At 51.0% G+C, this 22,565-nt stretch carries 9 protein-coding genes and 1 tRNA gene; 6 read left to right on the top strand and 4 right to left on the bottom strand.

Features of this window, described 5'->3' with window-relative positions:
• Positions 1–55 precede the first annotated feature (55 nt).
• On the top strand, positions 56–5,362 hold the full coding sequence (locus BUC02_RS05370; protein WP_073319627.1) for a hypothetical protein: 5,307 nt from the start codon (positions 56–58) through the stop codon (positions 5,360–5,362).
• Complete coding sequence (locus BUC02_RS05365) at positions 5,362–5,820, top strand: DUF6941 family protein (RefSeq protein ID WP_073319624.1); 459 nt, start codon at positions 5,362–5,364, stop codon at positions 5,818–5,820. The genes BUC02_RS05370 and BUC02_RS05365 overlap by 1 nt, the downstream gene beginning before the upstream one ends.
• A gap of 29 nt (positions 5,821–5,849) precedes the next feature.
• On the opposite strand, the gene BUC02_RS05360 is transcribed toward BUC02_RS05365, so the two are convergent.
• Entirely contained in the window at positions 5,850–6,455 is a 606-nt protein-coding gene (locus BUC02_RS05360; RefSeq protein WP_073319621.1) for a 4'-phosphopantetheinyl transferase family protein, read from the bottom strand.
• A 38-nt stretch (positions 6,456–6,493) separates the two neighbouring features.
• Between BUC02_RS05360 and BUC02_RS05355 the strand changes: the two genes are divergently transcribed.
• Complete coding sequence (locus BUC02_RS05355) at positions 6,494–7,042, top strand: hypothetical protein (RefSeq protein WP_073319618.1); 549 nt, start codon at positions 6,494–6,496, stop codon at positions 7,040–7,042.
• Between the two features lie 121 nt (positions 7,043–7,163).
• Positions 7,164–7,237, top strand: a tRNA-Val gene (locus tag BUC02_RS05350).
• A gap of 344 nt (positions 7,238–7,581) precedes the next feature.
• On the opposite strand, the gene BUC02_RS05345 is transcribed toward BUC02_RS05350, so the two are convergent.
• The 3 genes from BUC02_RS05345 to BUC02_RS15655 all read right to left on the bottom strand — a co-directional run bounded on the left by BUC02_RS05345 (position 7,582) and on the right by BUC02_RS15655 (position 20,492).
• A complete protein-coding gene (locus BUC02_RS05345) occupies positions 7,582–9,240 on the bottom strand; it encodes an SLC13 family permease (RefSeq protein ID WP_073319615.1) in 1,659 nt (552 codons plus the stop codon).
• Positions 9,241–9,281: 41 nt separating this feature from the next.
• On the bottom strand, positions 9,282–15,032 hold the full coding sequence (locus tag BUC02_RS05340; protein WP_073319612.1) for a hypothetical protein: 5,751 nt from the start codon (positions 15,030–15,032) through the stop codon (positions 9,282–9,284).
• Between the two features lie 498 nt (positions 15,033–15,530).
• Positions 15,531–20,492 (bottom strand): InlB B-repeat-containing protein, encoded by a 4,962-nt coding sequence (locus tag BUC02_RS15655; protein WP_083564399.1) that lies wholly within the window; start codon positions 20,490–20,492, stop codon positions 15,531–15,533.
• Positions 20,493–20,771: 279 nt separating this feature from the next.
• Here BUC02_RS15655 and BUC02_RS05320 point away from each other — a divergent pair, with 279 nt between their 5' ends.
• Positions 20,772–21,572, top strand: coding sequence for a hypothetical protein (locus tag BUC02_RS05320; RefSeq protein ID WP_073319609.1), 801 nt, complete (start codon positions 20,772–20,774; stop codon positions 21,570–21,572).
• A gap of 122 nt (positions 21,573–21,694) precedes the next feature.
• On the top strand, positions 21,695–22,513 hold the full coding sequence (locus BUC02_RS05315; protein WP_073319607.1) for a hypothetical protein: 819 nt from the start codon (positions 21,695–21,697) through the stop codon (positions 22,511–22,513).
• The last annotated feature ends 52 nt before the right edge of the window (positions 22,514–22,565 follow it).

Below are 22,565 nucleotides of genomic sequence, written 5' to 3'. Positions count from 1 at the left end.
AAAAAAGATAGATTTAAAGTGTAAAAATTGTTTAGTATTTAATTGAGGATGTGCTATGCGTGTACCCCATTTTTTATTGTTCACCCTCGGCCTTAGCGCTACGCTAGCCCTTTTCGGATGTTCTAGGGAGTCGTCCGTCAAGGAAAACGTAAATCTGAAGAATAACCACTCCCGCGTATTCGCCTTCGACAAGCCGATCGAAGATGCGCAGGCATTCGCCGACTCCATGGCAAACGTCGCCGCAAGCGAAGCGGACACCATTCCGGACACCCTGACCGTGACCGTGAACGACACCGTGTACCTGATCGGTCTCTTGCCCTACAACGTGGACAAGATATACAGGTTCCAGTGGACGCTTACCAAAAAGAACGGCAAGGACACCACTATTATTGGTGACAACGCCAAACCGCAAGCATGGGCTTACGCAAAACCGGGTCTCTACGAACCCAAGTTCGTCGCCTTTGACGGCAACAACGCAACCGATACCGCCGGTACCGCCACCCGCAAGTCTTGGATTCGCGTCATCGACACCAAGCCGATCCTGGTCCTCCCCAAGGACACCCTCTGGACCAAGCACGACGGCGACATCACCTTCCCGATTCTCGCAACCGATTCCTTCGGAACGATTGTCGACGTCATGATCGACCTGGACGCAAGCGGCAAAAAGGAATCTGCCAAGACCGTCAAGTACAAGAGATACGAAGACAACGACTCGCTCTACCTGACCATCAAGAACAAAGACGCCAAGATGGATTCGCTCGGCAACCAGAAGATTTACGTAATCGTAAAAGACGACGATGGCAACGAAACCAAGGACAGCGTGAACTTGCACTTCAACCGCATCCCAAGGCTCAAGGTCATTTATCCGCAAGACGGCGCACGCCACAACATTAACGATCGATTCTACTTCTACTACGAAGGCGAAGACGACGACAACCCGCAAGACCTGCAGTACTTTATTTACGCCCAGGTTTCCAAGAACGGACAGCCTCCGCAAAAGGCGTTTACCGACGAGGACTTGATTGCAAAGGCATTCACCTCGAACATCTTTGAACCGATCGATGCCAACGGCAAGAACAACATCACCCTGATTAGCGACCCCGGCAAGACCATGACGGGTCGCATTTACTGGGACATGTACGCCACCGACGGTTACGACATCGTAAGACTCACCCGTATTTCTACTGGCGAAGAGACAAGCCGTCCGTGGAACTTCTATATCGGCGACTTGAGCTCGACACAAGGTTCGTTCACCGGCGTCGTCAAATACCAGGGCCGTACGGTTCATTCCGGCATTCACGTGGAATTCAACAACGGCAACAAGACCTTCGACGCTTACACCGACAGCAAGGGTAACTACACCGTCAAGGCCGATGCCGGCAACTACACCGCAACCATTACTTCCGATTCGCTCAAGGAATACCAGAGCGCAACGGTCAAGGATCTCTTTATCGAATCGGGCAGCCTGCTACGCATGGACGAAATCGAATTGAAAGATTCCGTCAAGCCAGTCCTGCTCGTAAAGAACATCGACACGCTCAGGACCCGCAACTACAATCAGACCATCTACGTCCGCGACTTGGGTGCAGGCATCGAATCGGTCAGCGCAAGCATTGACGGCGAGGCAAAGTCCTTGACATGCAGTGTCAGCGAAGACAGCGCCGTTTTCAACTGCGCCCTGGACCTGAAAAACCTGCTCGACGGTGACCACAAACTCGTTTACAACGCCAAGGATAAAGCCGGCAATGTCGAAAAGTTGGAACAGACTATTACTATCATGGCGACTAAGATTGCTCTCAATGTCAACGGAGACAAGAACGCTCGTATTGGCGAAGGCGAATCGCTCGTATTTACAGCGATCATCAGCGAAGCGGTTCCTGCTCCCAAGAAAGTTGAATGGTCCTGGGACTTGAACGACACCAAGAAAACAGGCGATGTCGACGAAGACGGGAAGGCCTCAATCACATACACTTACGACCAGCTCAAGGATTTAGCTGTCGCAGGCAGCGAATACCTGATGACGGTATCTTACACCGAAAACGGAGCAAACGTAAAGGCCCAGGTCAAGTTCGGTATCCGCGGAGACGACCCCACAATCATCTTTGCGGAGCCCGCTTTCGACGATACCGTAAGCCTTAACGACCCAATCGCATTCAAGATTAAAACCTATCCGGGCAAGGCCAGCACAAGCATGGTTATCAAGTGGAACTGTTCCAACAGCGATAAGCTAGCTACCGGTTACAGCTGCCCTGCAGACGATACCAAGGAAACAAACCTGGCTTACAAGGCTGTAGGCACGTACACGGTTACCGTAACCGTTACAGACCAGGACAACAAATCCGGTACAGCCTCTACCAAGGTAATCGTGATAAGCGACCCGCCAACGATTGATGTCACTACCGACAGCAAGACGAACGAATACAAGATCAACAGCGTTGTCACCGTGAAGGCGTCTGCAAGCGACAAGTTCGGCACCATCAACAAGATTGAATGGGGCTGCAGCAACGGAATGGTCAGCTACGACTACAAGAAAGACATTGACCCGCCCGCAGCATCGGTCAGCGATATCGCCCTCCAGTTGACACTTCCGGGCGCCGAAGTCAATAACCACCGCTGCATCTTTAGGGCAACCGACGACGACGGCGAACAAGGCTTCGACACACTCACCTTCAAGACTTTGCTCGACCCGCCCACCGTGCGCCTGAACACCAAGAGAGACACGGTCAAGATCAACAGCAACCAGACTATAAAGGCAAACGCTACCGACAAGCTCGGTTACATTGCCAAGTACGAAAACGCCTGTAGCGAAAACTTGAACGAACTCAAGAACCCGACGTGGGAAGAATCGACCTCGTCCCAGTTCACCGTGCGCATGCCGCAGACTGCAACGAATGCCTACTACTGCGTGGTTCAGGTCACCGATGATGACGGCAACACCGCCCGCGACACGGCGATTTACAAGGTCATTGTCGGCATGCCGTCTGTCACAGCCTATGTCAACCACAACAAGGTCACCATCAAGGACGTCGTCGAACTGAACGCGCACGCCCAAGATTCCTTGGGCAGCATCGCCAAGTACGAATGGGGCTGCGGTTCCGCCTCGGCCGAAAACATCGGCTTTACCTATTCGTCGTCCACGACGCCGCGCACGACCATGACCATGCCTTCTACCGCCCAGAACGGCTACAAGTGCATTGCCCGCGTCACCGATGACGACGGCAACATTGCCAAGGACACTGTCGAAATCGATATCGTCCTTGCACCGCCGAGCATCGAAGTGACCAAGAAGAACTTGACCGTTCGCGAAGGCTACAATATCACCTTGAACGCCGACGCCTACGACAACAACAACCTGCCTTCGGACCCGGGCAGCATTGCCAAGCGCGAATGGAGCTGCGGCACGCCCGAACAGATTGCAGGCAAGTGGAGAACCGTAAGCGACTTTGACACCGTCTGGAAAGCGCCAGCCGCCGAAACGCAGTTCTACTGCGTTGCCCGCGCCACCGACAACGACGGCAACATGGTTTCCGACACCATGAAGATTACCTTCTCCACGGACATTCCGCTGATTCGCGTCAAGGAAGAACTCATCTATATTAACGAAGGCGACGGATTCACTCTCGACGCCACCGTAAACGACGTATGGCAAGGCATTGACTGGTTCACCTGGGAATGTAAGGACAAGGCCACCGGCAAGACTTTGGAATCCAAGGTCAGCAAATACGACTACGCCGCCAACGGCAAATCGTTCCGGATCAGCAAGGATTCGACTTACTCCGAAAAGGGTAAAGACATGAATTGTATTGTGTCCGCTCAGGAAACCAGCACCAAGGCAACCTTCAGCGATACGACCGCAGTCCTCTTGATGAAACACCATCCGGTAGGCGTGATTTCGGCAGCGGACACCGTTTACCTATGGAGTGGCGACGAAGCGGTCGATGATGAAGCCATCTACTTCTACACGCCGGAATGGAACGCGAAGAAATCCATCATGGGAGACCTCGGTAACGAAAGCATGCAGGATTACTGGTGGAAATTCAGCAATGTCGACGGCAACTTCTATCAGGGCAAGAAAGACGGTACCCTTGATACAAGCATCGCCGAATTCAACACGGCCTTCATCCGTAAAACGACCGAAGGCTCCATGACCATTACTCTGGACTATCGCGACAGCACGTCTACAGCCCCGACGCATTCCTTCTACAACAGGCACCGCGCCGAAGAAGTCAGCCGTAAGGTGTACTTCCGCAAGGCATGGCAGAACCAGGGCAAGGACACCGTCTTCGCTCAGACGAGCGTCAATACGGCACCGGCAATGGCCCTTGTAAACAACAAGCCTGTCGTTGCTTATCTTGAAAGCAAGAACGTCCTTGCGGCGGCACGCTTTGACGGAAGCGTATGGAAATCGCTCGGAACGGTTTCGCTAACCGATTCCATTTCACAAATCTACGTAAACGCCCATGGAGGAAACTTCTACGTCGGCGCTCTGGAAAGCAGCAAGAAACTCTCCGTCTACAAGTCGACAGGCGGAACGTCGGCTCTTTCGACCGTCGGCTCAGCATTCACCAAGGCGCTCGCCGCAAAAATCGTGAGCAAGGAGTCCGAATCGTCCCCGCATGTCGTGCTGCTGAACAGCGATGACCAGAAGATCCACCTGTACGACTTCAATGGCAGCACCTGGAGCAAGAACACAAAGTTCGGCACATTCGACGGCAACCAGAACTACCGCGAAGTCGAAGCCACCTACGATGGCAACGGCAAGCTGATCGTGATGGGCATTACGACCGGTTACACCGCCTACTACGGACTATACAAGACCGACTACTCGCTGATCAAATGGAACGGTTTCAGCGCAACGGATGCAAGCCAGCCCAAGCTCGTTTGCGACGGATCCACCATCTACATGGGCTTCCTGAGCCGCGACGTAAACACCTACGGTCCGCGCATGGGTAAGGGAACGATTAAGGAGGGCGAAATCTCCTGGATCAAGCAGAACTCCAAGTTCGCAAGTTCCCCGATTTCCGAAGGCATCATCGCCTACCACATGAGTTTAGTCATCCATAACGGAATCATCTACGCCGCCGTCGACGACAACGGCAAGGCAGCCTACTCGCAGGTGCATGTCTACAGGTACGAAAACAACAAGTGGCACCTGCACGGCGAAAACCAACTGCCCTACTTCAACACGGTCTTCTACAAAAGCAAGGGATACTTCCTGCGCGGCTGGGGTCCGATGCTCGACATCGATGGTTCCGGCAAAGTTTACTTATCCATGCTCGCCCGCGAAAACGTGGGCGGGGCAAGCCGCAACAACGGCCCGCTCGTCATGAAGTACGTGGCCGACAACTGGGAGATTAAATAATGAATATTGAAATTGCCTCTATTTGTGATGCTGCAACCGCCAACGGCGCTGGCGGACGCTTGAATATCCTTGGAGCTTTCGACCGTATATATGCAAACTTTCCGCTGGTGATTCCGCAGTGCTCTACGGCTTTTAGAATCCGTTACATGCGCAGCGAAGCGGGCCTGCACGACTTGACACTTGTATTCGAAGACGTTTGCGGCAAGCCGATCGTGCCGCCCATGCAGTCCAAGATTCCGCTGGAACCTGTGGCCCAGGGCTTTGACACCGCCGCGGTGAACATGGTCCTGAACTTGCAGCGTTTCCAGATCAAGCGCCCGGACAAGTACATCATCCGCTTGCTGGTCGACGGCGAAGAATTGGTCAGCTTGCCGCTGTATGCACTCGAAGCACCGCAGCAGGGCGGTCAGGCTCCCGACGCCCCGATTGCCCAAGGCGAGCAGGACTTGCCGAATTAGACGAGAGACGAAAGGACGCCGCTAAGCGGCTACAGACGAGAGACTGCGACGCAGAATGCAGCGCGCATCGGGGCCCCGACTGCAGCCGCTTCCAAGTCCACAAAATGAACCGCTACAGGTTCAACAGAATCCGGCCGCTCCACAAGCACCGGATTTTTTTGCATATCACGCCTAAGGGTGCCTTCAAAGAATTCACCGCCCACACACTTGTAAAACGCCTCCTTGCGGCACCAGAGCTTAAAGAATTCCTGCATGGCGCACGCTTCATCGAGGCCCGCAAGCCACGTAGATTCCTCTTTGCTAAAGAACCGTTCGGCCAGGTGCAGGCGTTTCGGCGAAAATTTCTCCAAATCCACCCCAATCTTCAAGCGACCACGGGAGCCGCGCTCACCATAGGCACACACGCAGTAGCCCTGGGAATGCGTCCAGTTCACATCAAAGTCTAGCTTCGGGAACTCGGGGCGAGGATTCACCTTGGACTCACACAGGTCGGCCGCACTCACGGGGCAGCCCGAATACTCCGACAGAAGGCCAAAAATCACCGAACGGTGATCCGGCTTTTGGGCAAACCCAGCCAGGTGGATTACCCCCAAAGGAGTTTCGGCATCGAGCCTATGGATTTTATTTTCACTCATAATACGTTCAAACCAAAGATAATTTCTACTTTAGGGGCATGAATTTGACTTTCCACAAAAAAGCAGGTTTGGCCCTAGGTACAATCGCGCTTGCGCTCGCTGCATGCGGCGACATCAACAACAGCTGGGAAATCAAAGGCGGCGGCTACCTCAAGTACACGCTCAACGGCGACGGCCCTTACACCATCGAGCTCGACAAAAACGACGTAGAGCCCCCGTTTTACGTAAACAACAGCCATCACTACTTTTACTTTTGCACACGAATCGAAGAAAGCAAGGAAGGCGACCAGCTTTCGCTCATGGTCAACAGCCCCCAGACCGGCAAAGATCTCACTCCGGTGGGCCGAGCAAGCTTGAACGGCAGAATGCAGACCGTTTCATGGTTCCGCGCCAATTTCGCGACAGAGGCCCCCCTTATCGTCGACAGCAGCACCATCAAGTTCGACGAAATCATCAAGGATTCCCTGTGGACAGCCGATTTGGACCTGTATTTCATGGATTGCCGTTCCGGAAGTTGCAGCGACAGCCTTCCACCGCTCCATTTGACCGGCCGATTCCGCTACTGGGTACCCGATTCAGAGAGATAAGTTGGCAGAACTTAGACCGCTGCGCTCTTAGAACTTAGAAAAAAACATCTAATCACTAAGATCTAAGTTCTAATAGCCCCTTGACAACCTAATTTATATTTTCTATAATTGGTCTCACCTCGGTCGATTAGCTCAGTTGGTTAGAGCGCTACCTTGACATGGTAGAGGTCACAGATTCGAGTTCTGTATCGACCACTGAAAGAACCTCGCTTCTAGCGAGGTTTCTTTGTTTTCTAGACTTTTTTATTCATCTCTTTAAATTTAAAAGGGAGAAGGCTCTCCCTAATTACAGCCCCTGCTCGAGCCTGCTCCGCACACGAACATGGATTCGGCCTTCGGCCTCTAATGTTCGCTTAGCGGCCAGTCTCTCACCGGGTCTTCCATTACCCTTTCGCCTAAGGGCTCTGCCCTTAAGAACCCGAATTTCAGAAAACAAATCTTGTTCCGTGAGCAAAAAAGCCCTCGGGTGTTAACCGAGGGCGTTTGCGAGAGCGAGGCGATATCACATTTTCATTTATGCGATAAAGCCGAGCGGTCTGTTACTTTGCTGCAGTGGAGTCGACAACTTCCACCTTAGCAGCGGCTGCGCTATCGACGGCAACAGCAACGGTAGAGTCGGCGGCAACTGCGGCAGCGCTGTCGGCGACGGCTTCAGCAGCCGGAGCGGCCGGGGCCTCAACCTTTTCAACTGCAGCCGGAGCGGCAGGAGCGGCTTCAGCGGCCTTCGGAACCGGAGTGCCGAAGAAGTTTACCTTGGCAAGGAAAATCATCATCACCCAGGAGAGGGCAAGGCCGGAAATACCCATCACGATACCGGTCTTAGCCATACCGTTGGTGTCAGTGTAACCTGTAGCGTGGGCCAAGGCGTTAGGCGGCGTCGAAATCGGGAGGCTCATACCGAGAGAGCTTGCAAAGGCGACGGAAACAAGCAGAGCGGTCACGCCACCGAGGCCAACGAGGTTGTCCTGGCAAGCAATGCCCACGGCGCAAAGAATCGGCACGAGCAAGGTCGCGGTAGAAGTATGGCTCATGAAGTTAGCCATGAACAAGCAAATGACACCGCAACCGATCATGAGGGCGAGCGGAGACCAGCTTGCAAACGGAATCGTCTTGATCAAGTGAGCAGCAAGGCCTGTAGCGTTGAGGCCAACACCGAGAGCGAAACCGCCTGCTACGAGCCAGAGCACGTCCCAGCTCATTGCGTTCAGGTCTTTCTTGGTAATCACGCCAGTGAGAGCAAACACGGCCATCGGAATCATGGCAATGGCGTTATCGTTGATGCCGTGGACACCCTTACCGGTCACCCACAGGAGCACGCACACGACAAAGGTAATGTACACGATAATGGCCTTGGGGCTGGTATCGAACTTGCCGGCACCTTCAATGTTCAAGACCATTTCCTTCATCTTGATCGGGTAAATCTTGAGGAGCAAGAGCCAAGCAATCACCATCAAAACAATCACGTACGGAATACCGAAGGCCATCCACTGACCGAAGCTCACCGGGTTAGCAACGAGGTCGCCACGGGCAATAGCGTCGTTCAAGGCACCAAGGGCGATAGCGTTCGGGGGTGTACCGATCGGGGTGCCCATACCACCGATGTTGGCACCCAGCGGAATAGCAAGGGCAAAGGCTGCTTTACCGCGGTCATCTTCGTCGAAGAGTTTGAGCACCGGGGCGAGAATGGCAAGCATCATGGCGGCGGTTGCGGTGTTGCTCATGAACATGGAGAACACGGCCGTAATGAGCATGAGTCCGAGGAGCACGAACTTCGGGTTCTTTCCGAAGGGCTTCAGGAGCACGCGGGCGAGGTTCAAGTCCATCTTGTACTTGGTAGCGGCTGCAGCGAGGAAGAAGCCGCCCAAGAAGAGCATGATAATCGGGTTTGCAAACGTTGCCATAATGGACTTATGGCTGATCATGGTCACGCCGTCCACGCGGAAAGGCGTCAGGGACGAATCGGACATCGTCACGATCATGAGCACAATGACGAGCATCGAGGTCGACCAGATCGGGAACGGTTGCAGAATCCAGAACAGAGCCGCCATCACGAAAACGCCAATGACGCGAATTTCGAGCGGATTCAGGATTCCCATGGGGCTTGCGGCATCGAATCCGAGGGATTCGTAGGGCAAGAAGAGGGCGACGATGGCGAGCACCGACGCGATGATGAACTTGATGAATTTAGCCTTTGTCATAGTGCGGCCAAATTTAGAAAAATGCCGCACTTATGGCAAGATTAGCGGGAAATTGCCACCTTGCGGACAGCATGGTGGCGGCCGAGGGTCACGCGGAGCAGGTACAGGCCCGGTTTCGGGGCTGTAAGTGCGAGCGTGTTGTGGCCTGCGGTCGATTTGCCGCTATAGGTGGCGGCAACCTTACCGTTTACGCTCACGAGCTGCACACGGTAGCCGGCACCGGCCAAGTCGCTGGACACGTCGAACCCGACCTGGAGGGCGCCCGGGACGCGCTCAAAGCGCAGATTTTCAATCTTCGAGGCGACGGTCGTGACTGCAGACGAGGTTACCTGGACGGTCGCCGTAGAGCCTGCGGCCTTAAGCAACACCTTCAAGGAGTCCCCGGCACCCATTTCGGTCGTCTTGCCGTCAATCGTCACATAGACCTTCAGACCTATCTCGTTCAGAGCCTTTACGCCCTCAAACTTGAGGTAGCCCACGCGGTCAGTCGTCGCGCTCAAGGCAAACTTCCATTCATGTCGGTCGTCTTCGGCACTCTTGATAGACTTGAGCAAAGCCTTCTTGCCCTCGACCACCGACAGATTCACAAAGTCGCCCATGCCTGCAGGCGGTTCCAGGCGTTCCTCGGCCGCGCCCACGCCAAGCACGTTCCAGGAATCGCCGTGGCCGCGTGTATCGCGAAGCTCGGCCTGCAAGGCCCAGCTTTCGCGAGTAGCCTTCGCCAAGGCGGCCTTCTGCAAAGCGGCAACATTCACAGGATTATCGAACGAAGGTTCCGCCGCAAAGCCAATCGGGGTCTTGGTATCGGAATGCAGCCACACGGCCTCGTAAGGTTCCAGTTCAGTCACCGGAGCAAATCCAGACCCGGCAGACCACTTACAAATTTCAAAAGTATTCAAAATATTCTCGGGCAGTTTCACTTTCCAACCGTAGGGGTTTGCCACCATATTCCAGCCAGCGTTCACTTCCCAAACGATTTGAGGAGCACCCTGCACATTGCTGCCTGTTGCCACATCACGACGCAACGGGAGCGCCCTACCTTCCCGGGAATTGTACCAAATGCCCTGCTGCGCCTTCACAGCGCCGCCATTATACCTCTGGTACTTCCAGACAACGCCATATTCGGCAGATTCGTCCCAGTAATAGAACGCCGGATCGGCATCCCACACGATTGCACTCTCGTCTACATCCGAAAGCGAAACCATGCGCCAGGTATTCGGAGCAACGGCAATTTCGGGCAAAACCGTAAACACCTCCGTTACATACGACACAGAGTCAACACTGCCGCTCTTCATTTTCACGTTGACACGATAGACACCCGGCAACAGCGGGAACACATCCCAGTTGAGAGAGCCATTGCCAGCAACACTATCCACCAACGGTTTAACCTCTACACCCAAAGCATCTAGAAGCGTCGCACGCAATTCTGCAACGGCACCTTGTTCCACATGCCATTCAATAGGCAGACGCATTGCATTTCCATTTCTAGTCCCAGACAGTTTCACCTGATTCTCAGCTAACACAACATTGCCATTGGGGCTTACCACCTGTTTCTTTTCTTCAGAGAAATAAGCCTTCATCGGCAAATAGCCCGTAATGGAATCCGCCAAGACATCGCCATCGGCAAGCTTAATACGGCCGTCGATTACAACGGAATCGAGCTTATAGCCTTCCTGAGGAACGCCATGAATCACCCACTTGGAGTGAGCAAATTCTAGCGGCAAAAGCATCGTGGAATCGGCCGCAAAAGAATGCATCTTTACGGAGCCATCATCCACTTCGCCAATTTCCACAGTCCCATGGTCCGATTCCAGTTTCAGGCGACGGTAATCTGCATTTGCCACGCAAGCATCCGCATTGCCCCATACCCCATACAAAGTTTTTTCGCTCGTCACCTTGGCACTCAAAACATCACTCGAGACCGAGCCATGATCATAATCTGCACCATCAGGCGTTACAGACCATCCAAGCACGCATTCCGTCGGGGTATAGACCCACATAGGCAAATCAGTGGTTCCACCATCCACCAAGTGAAGCGTCTCCTTGTAAGAATCATAGCCATAAAAGACATTGTTTCGACCGACTTTAACATCAACATCAATGTAACCACCAAACATGGCATACAGCGTATCCGTCACACCCGCCGCAGGCGCAATCTTGAACGAAGTATCTTGAGAACCAAGCGGAATCGACAATTCAGTTCCATCAGCCTTTTTCAACGTGAGTTTTGCAAGATCGTAATCCTTATTGGTTTGAGTAGATGTCACATGCAGAGTCATCGGTTCGGCAGAGGTCGGGACTTCAATTTTTCCATCGACAAAGTCGTGTTTTAAAATCACCTTTTCTTTTCCTGGGTTACGGTAAGACTGACTCAGCGTAACCGTACCAAAATTACCTTCGGCACCCGTTTTGTCAACCACCTTCAAAAGCACTTCGGCTTTTTCAACCGTACAGCCAGCATCCCAGGCTCCATACAGATCGAACGATTCTCTATCTTTCGGGTTTGCCTTTTCAAGTAGCGTGCCATCCATTTTTATCGACGGCGTCAACGCTGGATTTTCAGCATTTTCAATCCAGCCGGTAAAGCAGGCATCCGTTGCAAGCAGACCTTCGGGGAGTTTTGCCGTTTCGTCATTTTCGCGGGAATAAGAATCCTTAATCACAAATTCATCCGTCAGGAATACGTTCTTGCCGCCCGCGTTTATATCAAATGCAACCTTATACGGGATTCCCGTCAGATGAGGTTCCACGGCCATGAACATTGGCGCCTTCGCAGCCATTTGGGGAGCAACTATAGACATGGCCTGGGCCATCGAATCCAAGTTCAACATTTCATCGGCGTCAAGCTTCGTCGACCACTTCATCAACCGAGACTTGCCGCTGGTTACCATTGCATTCAACTGATTTTCTATGTCTGATTCACTATTGAAATAGTTCTTGGAAAGATCTCCATACATATTAGTTTCTGCGCACTTCGCCGTTTTGCTTCCTTCATTATAACATTCTTTAATCACGTCTGTAGATGTTTCGTTCAATCCGAGCCAAAAATCAACTATTAAAGAATCCAGCTTAAAGCCACGTTCTGCCAGGTTGAACCCATACTTCGAAGCCATGTCTACATCGGATCGCAAAGGCTGGGTGATTCCTAGCTCATACGAATCAATCTCATCAAGTGCATCATTTTTATTATAGCCGTATGTGGTAACATTGATTTTAGCTTTGCTATTGAACAATCCTATATCCAGCTGCGGCATGTAGCTAATGCCCTCGCTTAAATCAACCAGCTTATAGTATAACTGTATTTCATCTCCATTGTTATTGTTTATATGCGTTCTCACTTCCTTAAGAACAGCCTCAATATTATTCATTTGCTTTTGCGCCAACGAAATTCCACTTGCAAAAACATTTTTGCAACCGGCAAAGAACGCTGCGCCCGCCGGACACGTATACGCTTGATATAAAACCAATTCATATTTGGCATTGTTATAATCTAAAAGAGCCGTCGGAACGATATCCTTACTAGACAACAGGCGAACTTTTTCCACCTTCGGCCATGCAAAAGTCACGTCATCCACATAATCGTCCATTGACACAGGCATAGGAGTTCCCCCGCTTAACTGAGCCGGATTTTCTAGATAGTAAGTCACCTTTATTTCACGGTCCGTTAAGCCTTTCGCTTTATCATCTTTGGAAAATTTTTGACTAAAAGCATAAGCGCTGCCGTCATCATCAACAATCATTAAACCGGCGCTCAAAAATTCAGAATTCAAGCCCGATTTTAACATTTTATCATTTTCTGTATAGACATACAAGGAACATTTTCCGGCTTCACATTTTGCCGGCAAATAATCTTTTAAAGCAACCTTATCTTCATCCTTCAATTCTTTATAATCCGCATCTGTCAAGCTAATCGCTAGTTTATATGCAGTTCTTTCTTTCGACGAAATCACAGGCAAACTTGACGGTTCACTTTCCCAAGTGACAGTGGAACCACTAGGTTGCGTTGCATTCATCACGTAAGTAAACAAGCGAGACTTCATGACATCGGCATCGATAACGCCGTTATACCCCAATGCACCAGTTTCCGCATTCACAATAATATCACCGGAGCCATCCTTTTTCAACTCACCATCGGCACTCAACGTCGAATCTGCTTTCGAATTCAATGTATTGCGGTAATTGTAGCGCACATCCAAATCTGACGAATATGTATTTCTCCAAGTCGAAACAGGAATTTCCTTAGAATCGACCTCCAAGACGCCAACAGCAAGGTAAGTTCCCATATCAATTGAACCATAATGAAAATTGTTTCTTACCTTGATTTTTGATTCAGAATTGTTACCCTGAAGCTTTCCAGCAACATACCCTCGACAAATCTTTGAACCCGCAGCTCCTACAGCTTTTTTAACAAGCAAATCACCCACAGAGGTATTGTTGTATATCTTCGCTCCGTAAGACCACGTTAAACCTGCTTCGGCACCAACACCCCCCGGAGCAGTCAAACGATCGTTAGCGATGTAGACAATTCCTTCGGCATGATTTTGTTCAATTTCAACATTTCCACCCAGACTCACTGCATTACCCACCAAATAGCTGGCATTGACCAATATGCATTCTTTTGCAGTAGTCGTAATTAAATTCGATTTTTTAGCTTTAACGTTTGATTTTAAAATACGAAGAGAGCCGCTACCGATGATATCATCTTTTTCAAGATTCACTCTTCCCAAAATTCCGCCTGCATAGACATTTCTCGAAGATGTCAACATTTCAGCCGTTACCGTATTGTTTTCTGCCAAAACATCAACAAGGGAAACGCCGTCTTCTTTACCTGTAATAAATCCTGCAAGTCCTCCCATATAGGCCGTTCCTGCAAAATCCTTATCCCCACGCCAATCCGCCGAGACATCGACTGTATCATTCGACAAAACAACTTTTCCCCTTAGCCAAATCCATTCGCCAACAAGTCCACCAAAATAACGATTCCTGTTATCGCCAGTATTTCCCAAATATACAGGCGAGTTCAACGTCACCTTCGCGTTCGTTACATTAAAATTAGACGAACCTAAAAGATTATCATTATCAATAGAAACCCTTCCAAACAAACCGCCTACCCAAAGGCCGCTCAAATCAGCAGATACTTCTATACTATCCAAAGTAAAATCAGTATCCTCTGCCGAAGGGGTAAAACGCCCCGCAATGCCACCGACATAGCGATTCCCAATATATTCAGTCCCCGAAACATCCTTATAAATTTTCGAAATCGAATCCGGAACACTCAAATTCAGCACTTTGATGCTATCTTCCATTGAAACATGTCCGCCGACATCAGCAATAATGCCTCCACTAGCCGATGGAGCACTTTCAATAAGGTCTAGCATCGGGTGTTCTGCAATGACATCGGGTGTCATGCCCAAAGTCACATGATCAATTTTAATCTTTTTAAGAGAAACCGCCGGTGTATTCTTGTCCGTGTTCCCAGTTCCAGCAGTTATAGCCAGCGTCGAGGTTTGCCAACCATAAACCACGGCACCTCGTACCACCACATTTTCAAAGTTGACATTTTGCACAGTGTTTGCCACAACCGATGCATTACAAGCCCCACCACAAAGATGTGCCCCAGACACCGTTTTCGCCTTGACATAAGCATCGGAGAATGTAATATTCTTAACAGTTGTACTACTCAGATTTGAAAAGAACGCAGCATTTACATCTTCGGCAATGTAGCAGAAATTCTTGATTGTTTTATTTTGACCATCAATCGTCGGCTGGAACGCAAGCGGTCCAAAATTCATGGGAGCAAAAGTATTATCCCTACAAGTGACAACACCATTTGTTTTTTGGTATCCACCAAAATCGATATTAGAATTAAAACGAATTACAAACCCACTATAATCAGTCTTTGCAGAAGGATTTTTGGAAATATCCAATTTCGATTCAATCTCAGTCTGAAAAGCCTGTAAAAAACTTCCCCATGTCGTGTAGGTATTTGCAGTCGGCTTTGACGATTGAAGCTGTTCAATATCGCAAGTATAGACATCATCAGTAGACTTAGAACAACTAAACTTAAGCGCATACGGCAAATCTGCAAAAGACTCCCCTACCAAAAGCAGGGTGCAAATCAAAAAAAGCTTCGCTATTTTTCCCATCATAGCCTCCAACAACGTTTATCCCAAACGCCACAAGTTAATAATAATTTTTTATGCAACAAAAAAGTAAGAACGAGTGCAAAAAAGGCGGGCCCCAGGCCCGCCTTTTGAGTAGCGTCACATTTCTGCTTATATTTCCGTGAGTTATCTCACAAGTACCTTGCCCGAGAGCTGCTGGCTACCGACCTTGATTCGCACAAAGTACACGCCAGACTTCGGAGCGTTCAGGCTAAACCGGTTCGTACCGGCGGTCGCCTTGAACTGGCCCGCGGCCACCTTCTTGCCGTCGACACCGACCACGGCGTAGCTTGCGCGTGCCCCGGCCAAAGCTTCAGGAGCCGTAAAGCCAACCTGCAGCGCGCCACCCGCAAGGGTCGAGCCAAAGCCGCTGATTTTGGAAGAGGCCATCACCGCATTGCTTGCAGCCACGCGGACTTCCACCTGCTTGGCGGACTTGGCGAGCGCCACATTCATAGCCTTTTCGTCCGTAACTTCCGTCGTCACGCCTTCTGCGGTTACAAACAGCTTGAGTCCCTGGCTGTTCAATTCCTTGACGCCTTCGAACTTAAGCTTGCCTTCGCGGGCAGTGTTTGCACTCACGTCCAGAATCCAGCTGTATTCGCTTGCAACCGCCTTGATGCTCTTGGCAAGCTTAGCGCCCTTTTCGCTATTGCGGATGGCAAGCGACACACGGTTACCCATGCCTGCAGGCGGTTCATCGAGGCTTTCTTCGGCGCCGGCACCAATCACGTTCCAGGAATCCTGTTTGCCGTAATCGTCGGCAAGCGAAACCATCAGGCTCCAGGCTCCCTTGATACCAGCGGCATCCTTATGCATCGCTTTCTTCGTTTCGGCATCGGAGGGCACAACATCAAACGTGAAATCCGGAGCGGCAGGCATGCGCCAGGTGGTAGACTTGGAAACCTTAGCCCACACGGCTTCGTAGGGCCCAATCACATCGTGCACCAATTCGTAACCGCCCTTAGACGGGATCCAGCGCCAGAATGCAACCTTGGTTCCATTATCGGAAGAACCCTTCTTGATGTTCACATTCCAGCCATACGGGTTAGCCACCAGGTTCCAGCCGCTGTACAGGCTATCGAGTTCCCACACGATTTCAGAATCCTTGGAGCCGGTAGATTCGCGAATCACCAGCGGATTGCCTTCGGTCGTACCATACCAGAAGCCGCGAGTGGCATCGGTATTTTCGCCGTTAAAGGCGCGGTACTGCCAGTAGTCACCCACCGGGTTCTTTTCATCCCACCAGTAGAACGCGGCATCGCTAGTCTTTACCTTCTTCTTGTCGAAGGCGGACAGCGAAACCATCTGCCAGCTACCCGGAGTGGCCTTGATTTCAGAGGCGACTTCGAAGTATTCCTCAGTTTTGGCATGTCTTGTACCGTCGTCCACCATCAAGACCACTTTGTACTTGCCGATCGGAGCAGGAGCCAGTTCCCACTGGCTACTGCCAACAATCGGATTCTTAAGGGTATCAATCCAAATGGTATCTTTTCCGCCAATCACAAGGACGCGTGCGACTGCAGATTCACTGACGTTTTCGGTACCGAAGGTCAAGCGGATTGCATTGTTGCCGGACTTTTTAATGGTCGGCTGCACAATCTCGATTTTATCGGTGAAGCTAGAGCTAGAGGCCGGAACGCTGCTAGAGCTTTCGGGTTCACTGGAGCTAGAAACTTCGACAGAACTCGAAGATTCTTCGACACTGCTGGAACTTTCGGATTCGCTAGAACTAGAAACTTCGACAGAACTCGAGGATTCCGGCTCGCTGCTGGAACTTTCGGGCTCGCTCGAGCTAGAAACTTCGACAGAACTCGAAGATTCCGGAAGTTTTTCGTAGGTGGCCTTTACTTCGACACTCTTGGTAATCACATCGAATTTACGGTCCCAGCCCACAAAAGTGTAGCCTTCACGCACCGGGTCAGCAGGCGCCACGGCCGCAGAGCCGTATTCCACCATTTGAACGTCACCAATCTGGGTATCATCGTAATCCAAGAAGGTTACCATGTACTGCACCTTGGTAGAATCGTAAACAGCCTTGTAGACGGCATCGCCCTTGACCCTGATCACTTCAGGATCCCAGCCCACAAAGGTGTACACGTATTCAGCCGTAGCAGCACGCGGTTCCGGAATCGGAGCCAACACAACCGCACCGTATTCAATGGAATCGCTAGCAACTGATTCACCATCGAAATTCTTAAACACAATCCAGTATTTTTTCGGGTTGTACTCCGCCTTGATATTCAAGTTGTCCTTGACCTGCATGTAAGACATGTCACTCCAGCGAGCAAATTCATAGCCTTCGCGGGCCGGAGCCGGCGGAGCTTGAGCCGATTCCATATACTTCACAATCTGCTCTTTTCCAATCTGCGAACCGTCATAGCTAAAGAACTTGACCGTGTACACGTTAACGTCATACTGAGCTTCTACAGTCAGGTCACCCTGAATATTATGGAAATCCCTATCCCATTCGCCATTAAAGGTATGACCCTCGACCGGGTGATCTAGCACATCTTCTAAGGTCGGTTCGGGGGAATCTTCGCCAGCCTTCACCTGATATTGCTTAATAATATCCTGCTTATCCTTAGTCACAAAAGTGACCATGTAATAAACGGTTTCCGATTCAGGCTTAACGGGGTCATACAGGCCCTCAACCGCAAAGATCGGGAGGTCGCTGTTGCTGCCCTTCAAATAGCTCCACGCATAATCCGCTTCTTTGCTATAGGCGCTGTTCAAGAACCCGGCAAATTGGGAATTCTTTACAGACTTGACCGTTCCGTTATGGTCGCCCGAAAGAGATTCCGTTTCAGCATTGCGGACCACATAGTGGATATTCTCATCTGCAGCCCATTCCGTGGCTCCGGAATAGCCCAGCTGGCCAAACGGGACCAAAATGTCGGTATTGTCAATGTCATCGTAATGGTACACCGACTTAATCTCATAACCCTTGCTAGTCACCATCTTGCCGAACAGGTACCCCACCTTCTTTTCGTAGCCGGCAACGGCATCGCTATGGGTAGCGGTCACCGAAATTTCGCCAATGCTAAAGGCGTTGCGCAATTCCATTGCAACTTCGTTTGCGCTGGCAGCCCCCACAAGGCCACCCACCATGAGCGTATTGCCGGAATGCTTACCACTTACCATGATTTCGCCCGAAACACCGACCCTGTTCATGAGGGTAATTTCGTTACAGACGCCGCACAGGCCGCCCACGTTCGTTTCTTGCCTGTTCGTGGTAGTGACTGCAGCACCTTCTTTCGCCTTGTAAGAAATCAGGTTTTCGTTGCGGGCAATCACGTTCTCGAACTTCACCGTCTTGCCGCCCTCGACCTTGGTAAAGCCGCCAAGAATGCCACCCACGAACACATTGTTCAAGCTGTCTTCAACCACAATGGATCCATCGTAATACACGCCAGAAAATGTCGCGGGCTTATTGGCGACAGCGACACTTGCAAAACCGATTACGCCGCCCACGAACACGCTGTCACGAGCAGGGGCGCCATTAACTTCTTTTCCACCATCCACAGCCGTTTTGACCTTCGAGGTAATCTTGACAGAAGAAGTATCGTTCACAAGGCCCATGTCCTTTGCCTGGGCCAAGCAAGCAGACCCCACGATACCGCCCAAGTAGGCGTCACTATGCAAGCCGTCAACAGCCGCAGCCGATGCCGAAAGCGAAATGGCGCCTTCGGTTCTGGAATTCTTTATACTCAAGAAGTCGGTGTCCGCAGTGCTTCCGCTCGTGCAAGAGGCGCCATAACCGACAATGCCGCCGGCAAAGTACTGGTACTTGCCCGCCACCTGCAATACATCGGTCAAGTCAATGTCGGCGTAACCATCCACAACCTGGAACGACGTGTTCGTTTCCGTAGAATCAAAGCCCACAAGGCCGCCCACCGCGATTACATCAGTAGAAGAAGCGTCGTAGATTTTACCGCTAAACTTGCTATTACTGAGAACGAATTTTCCGGTATTGGCGTTTGCACCGAACGCATTCGACTTGAACACCGTCAGCACGCCGAAAAGGCCACCCATAGACGAACCGCCCGAAATGCGGGACGGCAAGACTCCGCTTTGTGCTCCGACCGCTTTAACGACCTGCAAGTTTTCATTGGTATTGCCAACCGTCTTGACAAAACCCGCAATACCGCCCAAAGCGGACTTGTGGCCCTGAGCCTCGTCGCGAACGTCAACCCAAATAGAATCGTTTATAAAAGTATTGTCGTCTTCGCTCGTGTCACGGACAACAAACCCAACCAAACCGCCCAAGAATACGTTATAACCAGTCTCACGCTTTAATTCGGCAGAACCGGCATAGCCTTCGGTAATAGCGACCGTATTAGAGACAGCAACGCCATCGCCTACGACATTCGAAAGAGTCGAATTGCGGACATAACCCGCAAGGCCACCTGCAACGGGCCCTTGGATTACGGCATTCGTAATACCGATGCTGTCGACCAGCGAATAGGTCACCACGCCCGCTATGGCACCCACAGGGTGGTAAGCATCACCCTTGGTGCTTTCGCCACTGACAATAATGCGTACGCCATCGAACTTGACGTTTTTGATAGTCGAGCGGTTAACGCTTTTGAACAAGCCCACAGGTTCTTTCGCATCGGATGCTACATAGCAAAGATTTTTAATGTACTTGCCATTTCCGTTTAACATGGTGCTGTCAATAGCCGAGAACGGCACATGGTTTACGTCACACTTGCCCTCTTCAGTCGTGGCGGAATATTCACCCAAGTCGATATTGGTAGCGAGTTCAAGGGTCACGCCTTTGTACGTAACCGACTTGATCCAGTTTGTTTCAAGCATTTGGGCTAGGTTTTCGGGAGTAGCGGTAACACTGGCTACACAGCCATTGGTGGCCCCCCCCCACATACCCATGCCAGGCGTCACTACAGGCTTACAATCTTTGGCTTCTTGGCTAAGCACCAATATGGTGGTGGCGTTCATGCCGAAACCATTAACCTGCGATTTCAGGTTAAAATAAGAGGTTGCCGCCACTTCGTCACCGGGTACAGCAAAACCCATGCCGGTCCACGCCAGCATGGCAAACAAAAACAAACCGATTTTTGCTTTCATAAAACCCTCAACTATCTTCTTCTATATGTAAAAATACCTTAAAATTTTCAAAAAAGATAGGGGGGCGCCTCCAAAAACCCCGTGTCTGTGACATGGAACAAAAACCGCTCACATATCACACTCCACTAAAAAAAAGCGATTTTCGTAACTCATTGTCTGACAAGCACATATTTTACACACTTTGTTGTGAAAATTATCACACTTTACGCAAAAGCCATTGACGCAGGCGCACGTTTATGTTACATTTAGGTTACAAACATTTTATAAGGAGACACTCTAATGCTTAAGAAGATCGCACTCGTCGCAGCAGTCGCTGCAAGCGCGTCCTTTGCAACCTACAACTTCTTCCCGGTAATGGATGCAGGCAAAGGCCAGGTCGAACTCGGTGCCCAGTACGGCTGGACCGACCACACCTCCGACATGGAAATCATCGCCGGAGCAGAATACTCTGTCATCCAGAACTTGGCTATTTCTTTGACCGGTATCGGTTACCAGCTTTGGGACGAAGATGACGATTGCGGCGAATCCGGCCACCCCGACTGCCCGGATAACGACGGTTTCAAGGGATTGACCCTTGGTGCCCGTTACCAGTTCATGCCGATTTTGATCGCCGCCTTGGATGTAAGCATCCCGCTGACCTCTGACGACGTGATTGGCCCCAGCAAGTACGACCCATTCGGTCTGTATGGCGCCATCCAGTTCACCAAGGAATTCGTACCCAACCTGTGGTTCGGTAGCGAAGCTGGTATTAGCTACAAGTTCGAAGACGAACACACTACCGAAGGTCTCGGCCTCACTGTTCAGGCAGAACTCGACTACACCATTGCAAGCATCGGTCTGACTCCGTGGATTGGCGGTGCTTTGAACATGCGCATCAGCGATGTTGAAGAAGATTTCGGTGGCGTCAAGACCGAATACGGTTCTGGCGACAAGGCTATCTTGGTTTGGCTCGGTGCCGGTTACGACATCAACCCGATGTTCACCATCAAGGCTAACTTCATCATGAAGTTCGCTGACGAAAAGGAATCTATGGGTGGTGACTGGACTGGCGTTAACGCTAAGCTCGCCATCAACTTCTAATTGTAAAAGAAGTTTAAAACTCAACGCCCTAGGCAAGCCGCCTAGGGTATCTTTTTTTTACACCCCTAGCCCTAATGCATTTACTAAATTGTAACACAAAAACTTTTTCCAAGGAGTCTGGAATGTTCAAAAAAATCGCACTCGCAGCGGCCCTCGTTTCTAGCGCCGCTTTCGCAACTTGGGACTACTACCCCGTTCTCGAAGCCGGCAAGGGTTCTGTAAAGGGCAACCTCTATTACAACTGGGACCACGATTGGTCTAATGCCGGCCTTGGCATCGGCGTTCGCTACAGCGTAATCCAAAACCTCGAAATTTCCTTGCAGGATTGGGGTTACCAGTTCTGGGGCGAATCGGACTGCAGCGGCTGCGTGAACGGCGGTAGCGGCCTGCGCGACCTGACTATCGGCGCACGTTATCAGTTCGACCCCTCGTTCAACGGCTTTGTGGACCTTATTCTGCCCGTCGGTAACGACGAAATAGAATACGGTGCAAACGGCAGTAGGACTACGCCTCCTTCTAGCGAAGAAATCGCCCTCTATTTGGGCGGCCAGTTCAGCATGCCGATTAAGGAGGCTCCGGGTCTCAAATTCGGAACCGAAGCCGGTTTGTTCTGGGGCTTTGAACACGACAACAGAGAACGCGGTTTGGAATTGCACATGGGTGGCGAAATCGCCTATACCGTTCCGAACACCGAAATTACACCGCTCTTTGGCATGCAGCTCAAGTTCCGCCTTACCGAAAGCACTTGGGAAGAAGGCGATGTCGAAGTGGGTGGCGACGACGATGGCGACCACCAGATTACCATCTGGCTCGGATGCGGAATCTACGTAATCCCGAAGCAGTTGGAAGTCACCGGCAAGCTCTTTGTTCGTAGCGGCGACCATGATAACATGGGCGGCGACGCAACCGGCCTGTACGTCGGTGCCGAATTCTTCTTCTAAAAAGAACTTAGTCGGTAGAGCTTAGAACTTAGACAAAAGGCGTGCTTTTCAG

It is taken from the genome of Fibrobacter sp. UWOV1 (genome assembly GCF_900142495.1).
In the GTDB taxonomy this organism is placed as follows: Bacteria; Fibrobacterota; Fibrobacteria; order Fibrobacterales; family Fibrobacteraceae; genus Fibrobacter.
Note: the sequence above shows the minus strand (reverse complement) of the source record. Positions and strands in the feature narration are given on the sequence as shown.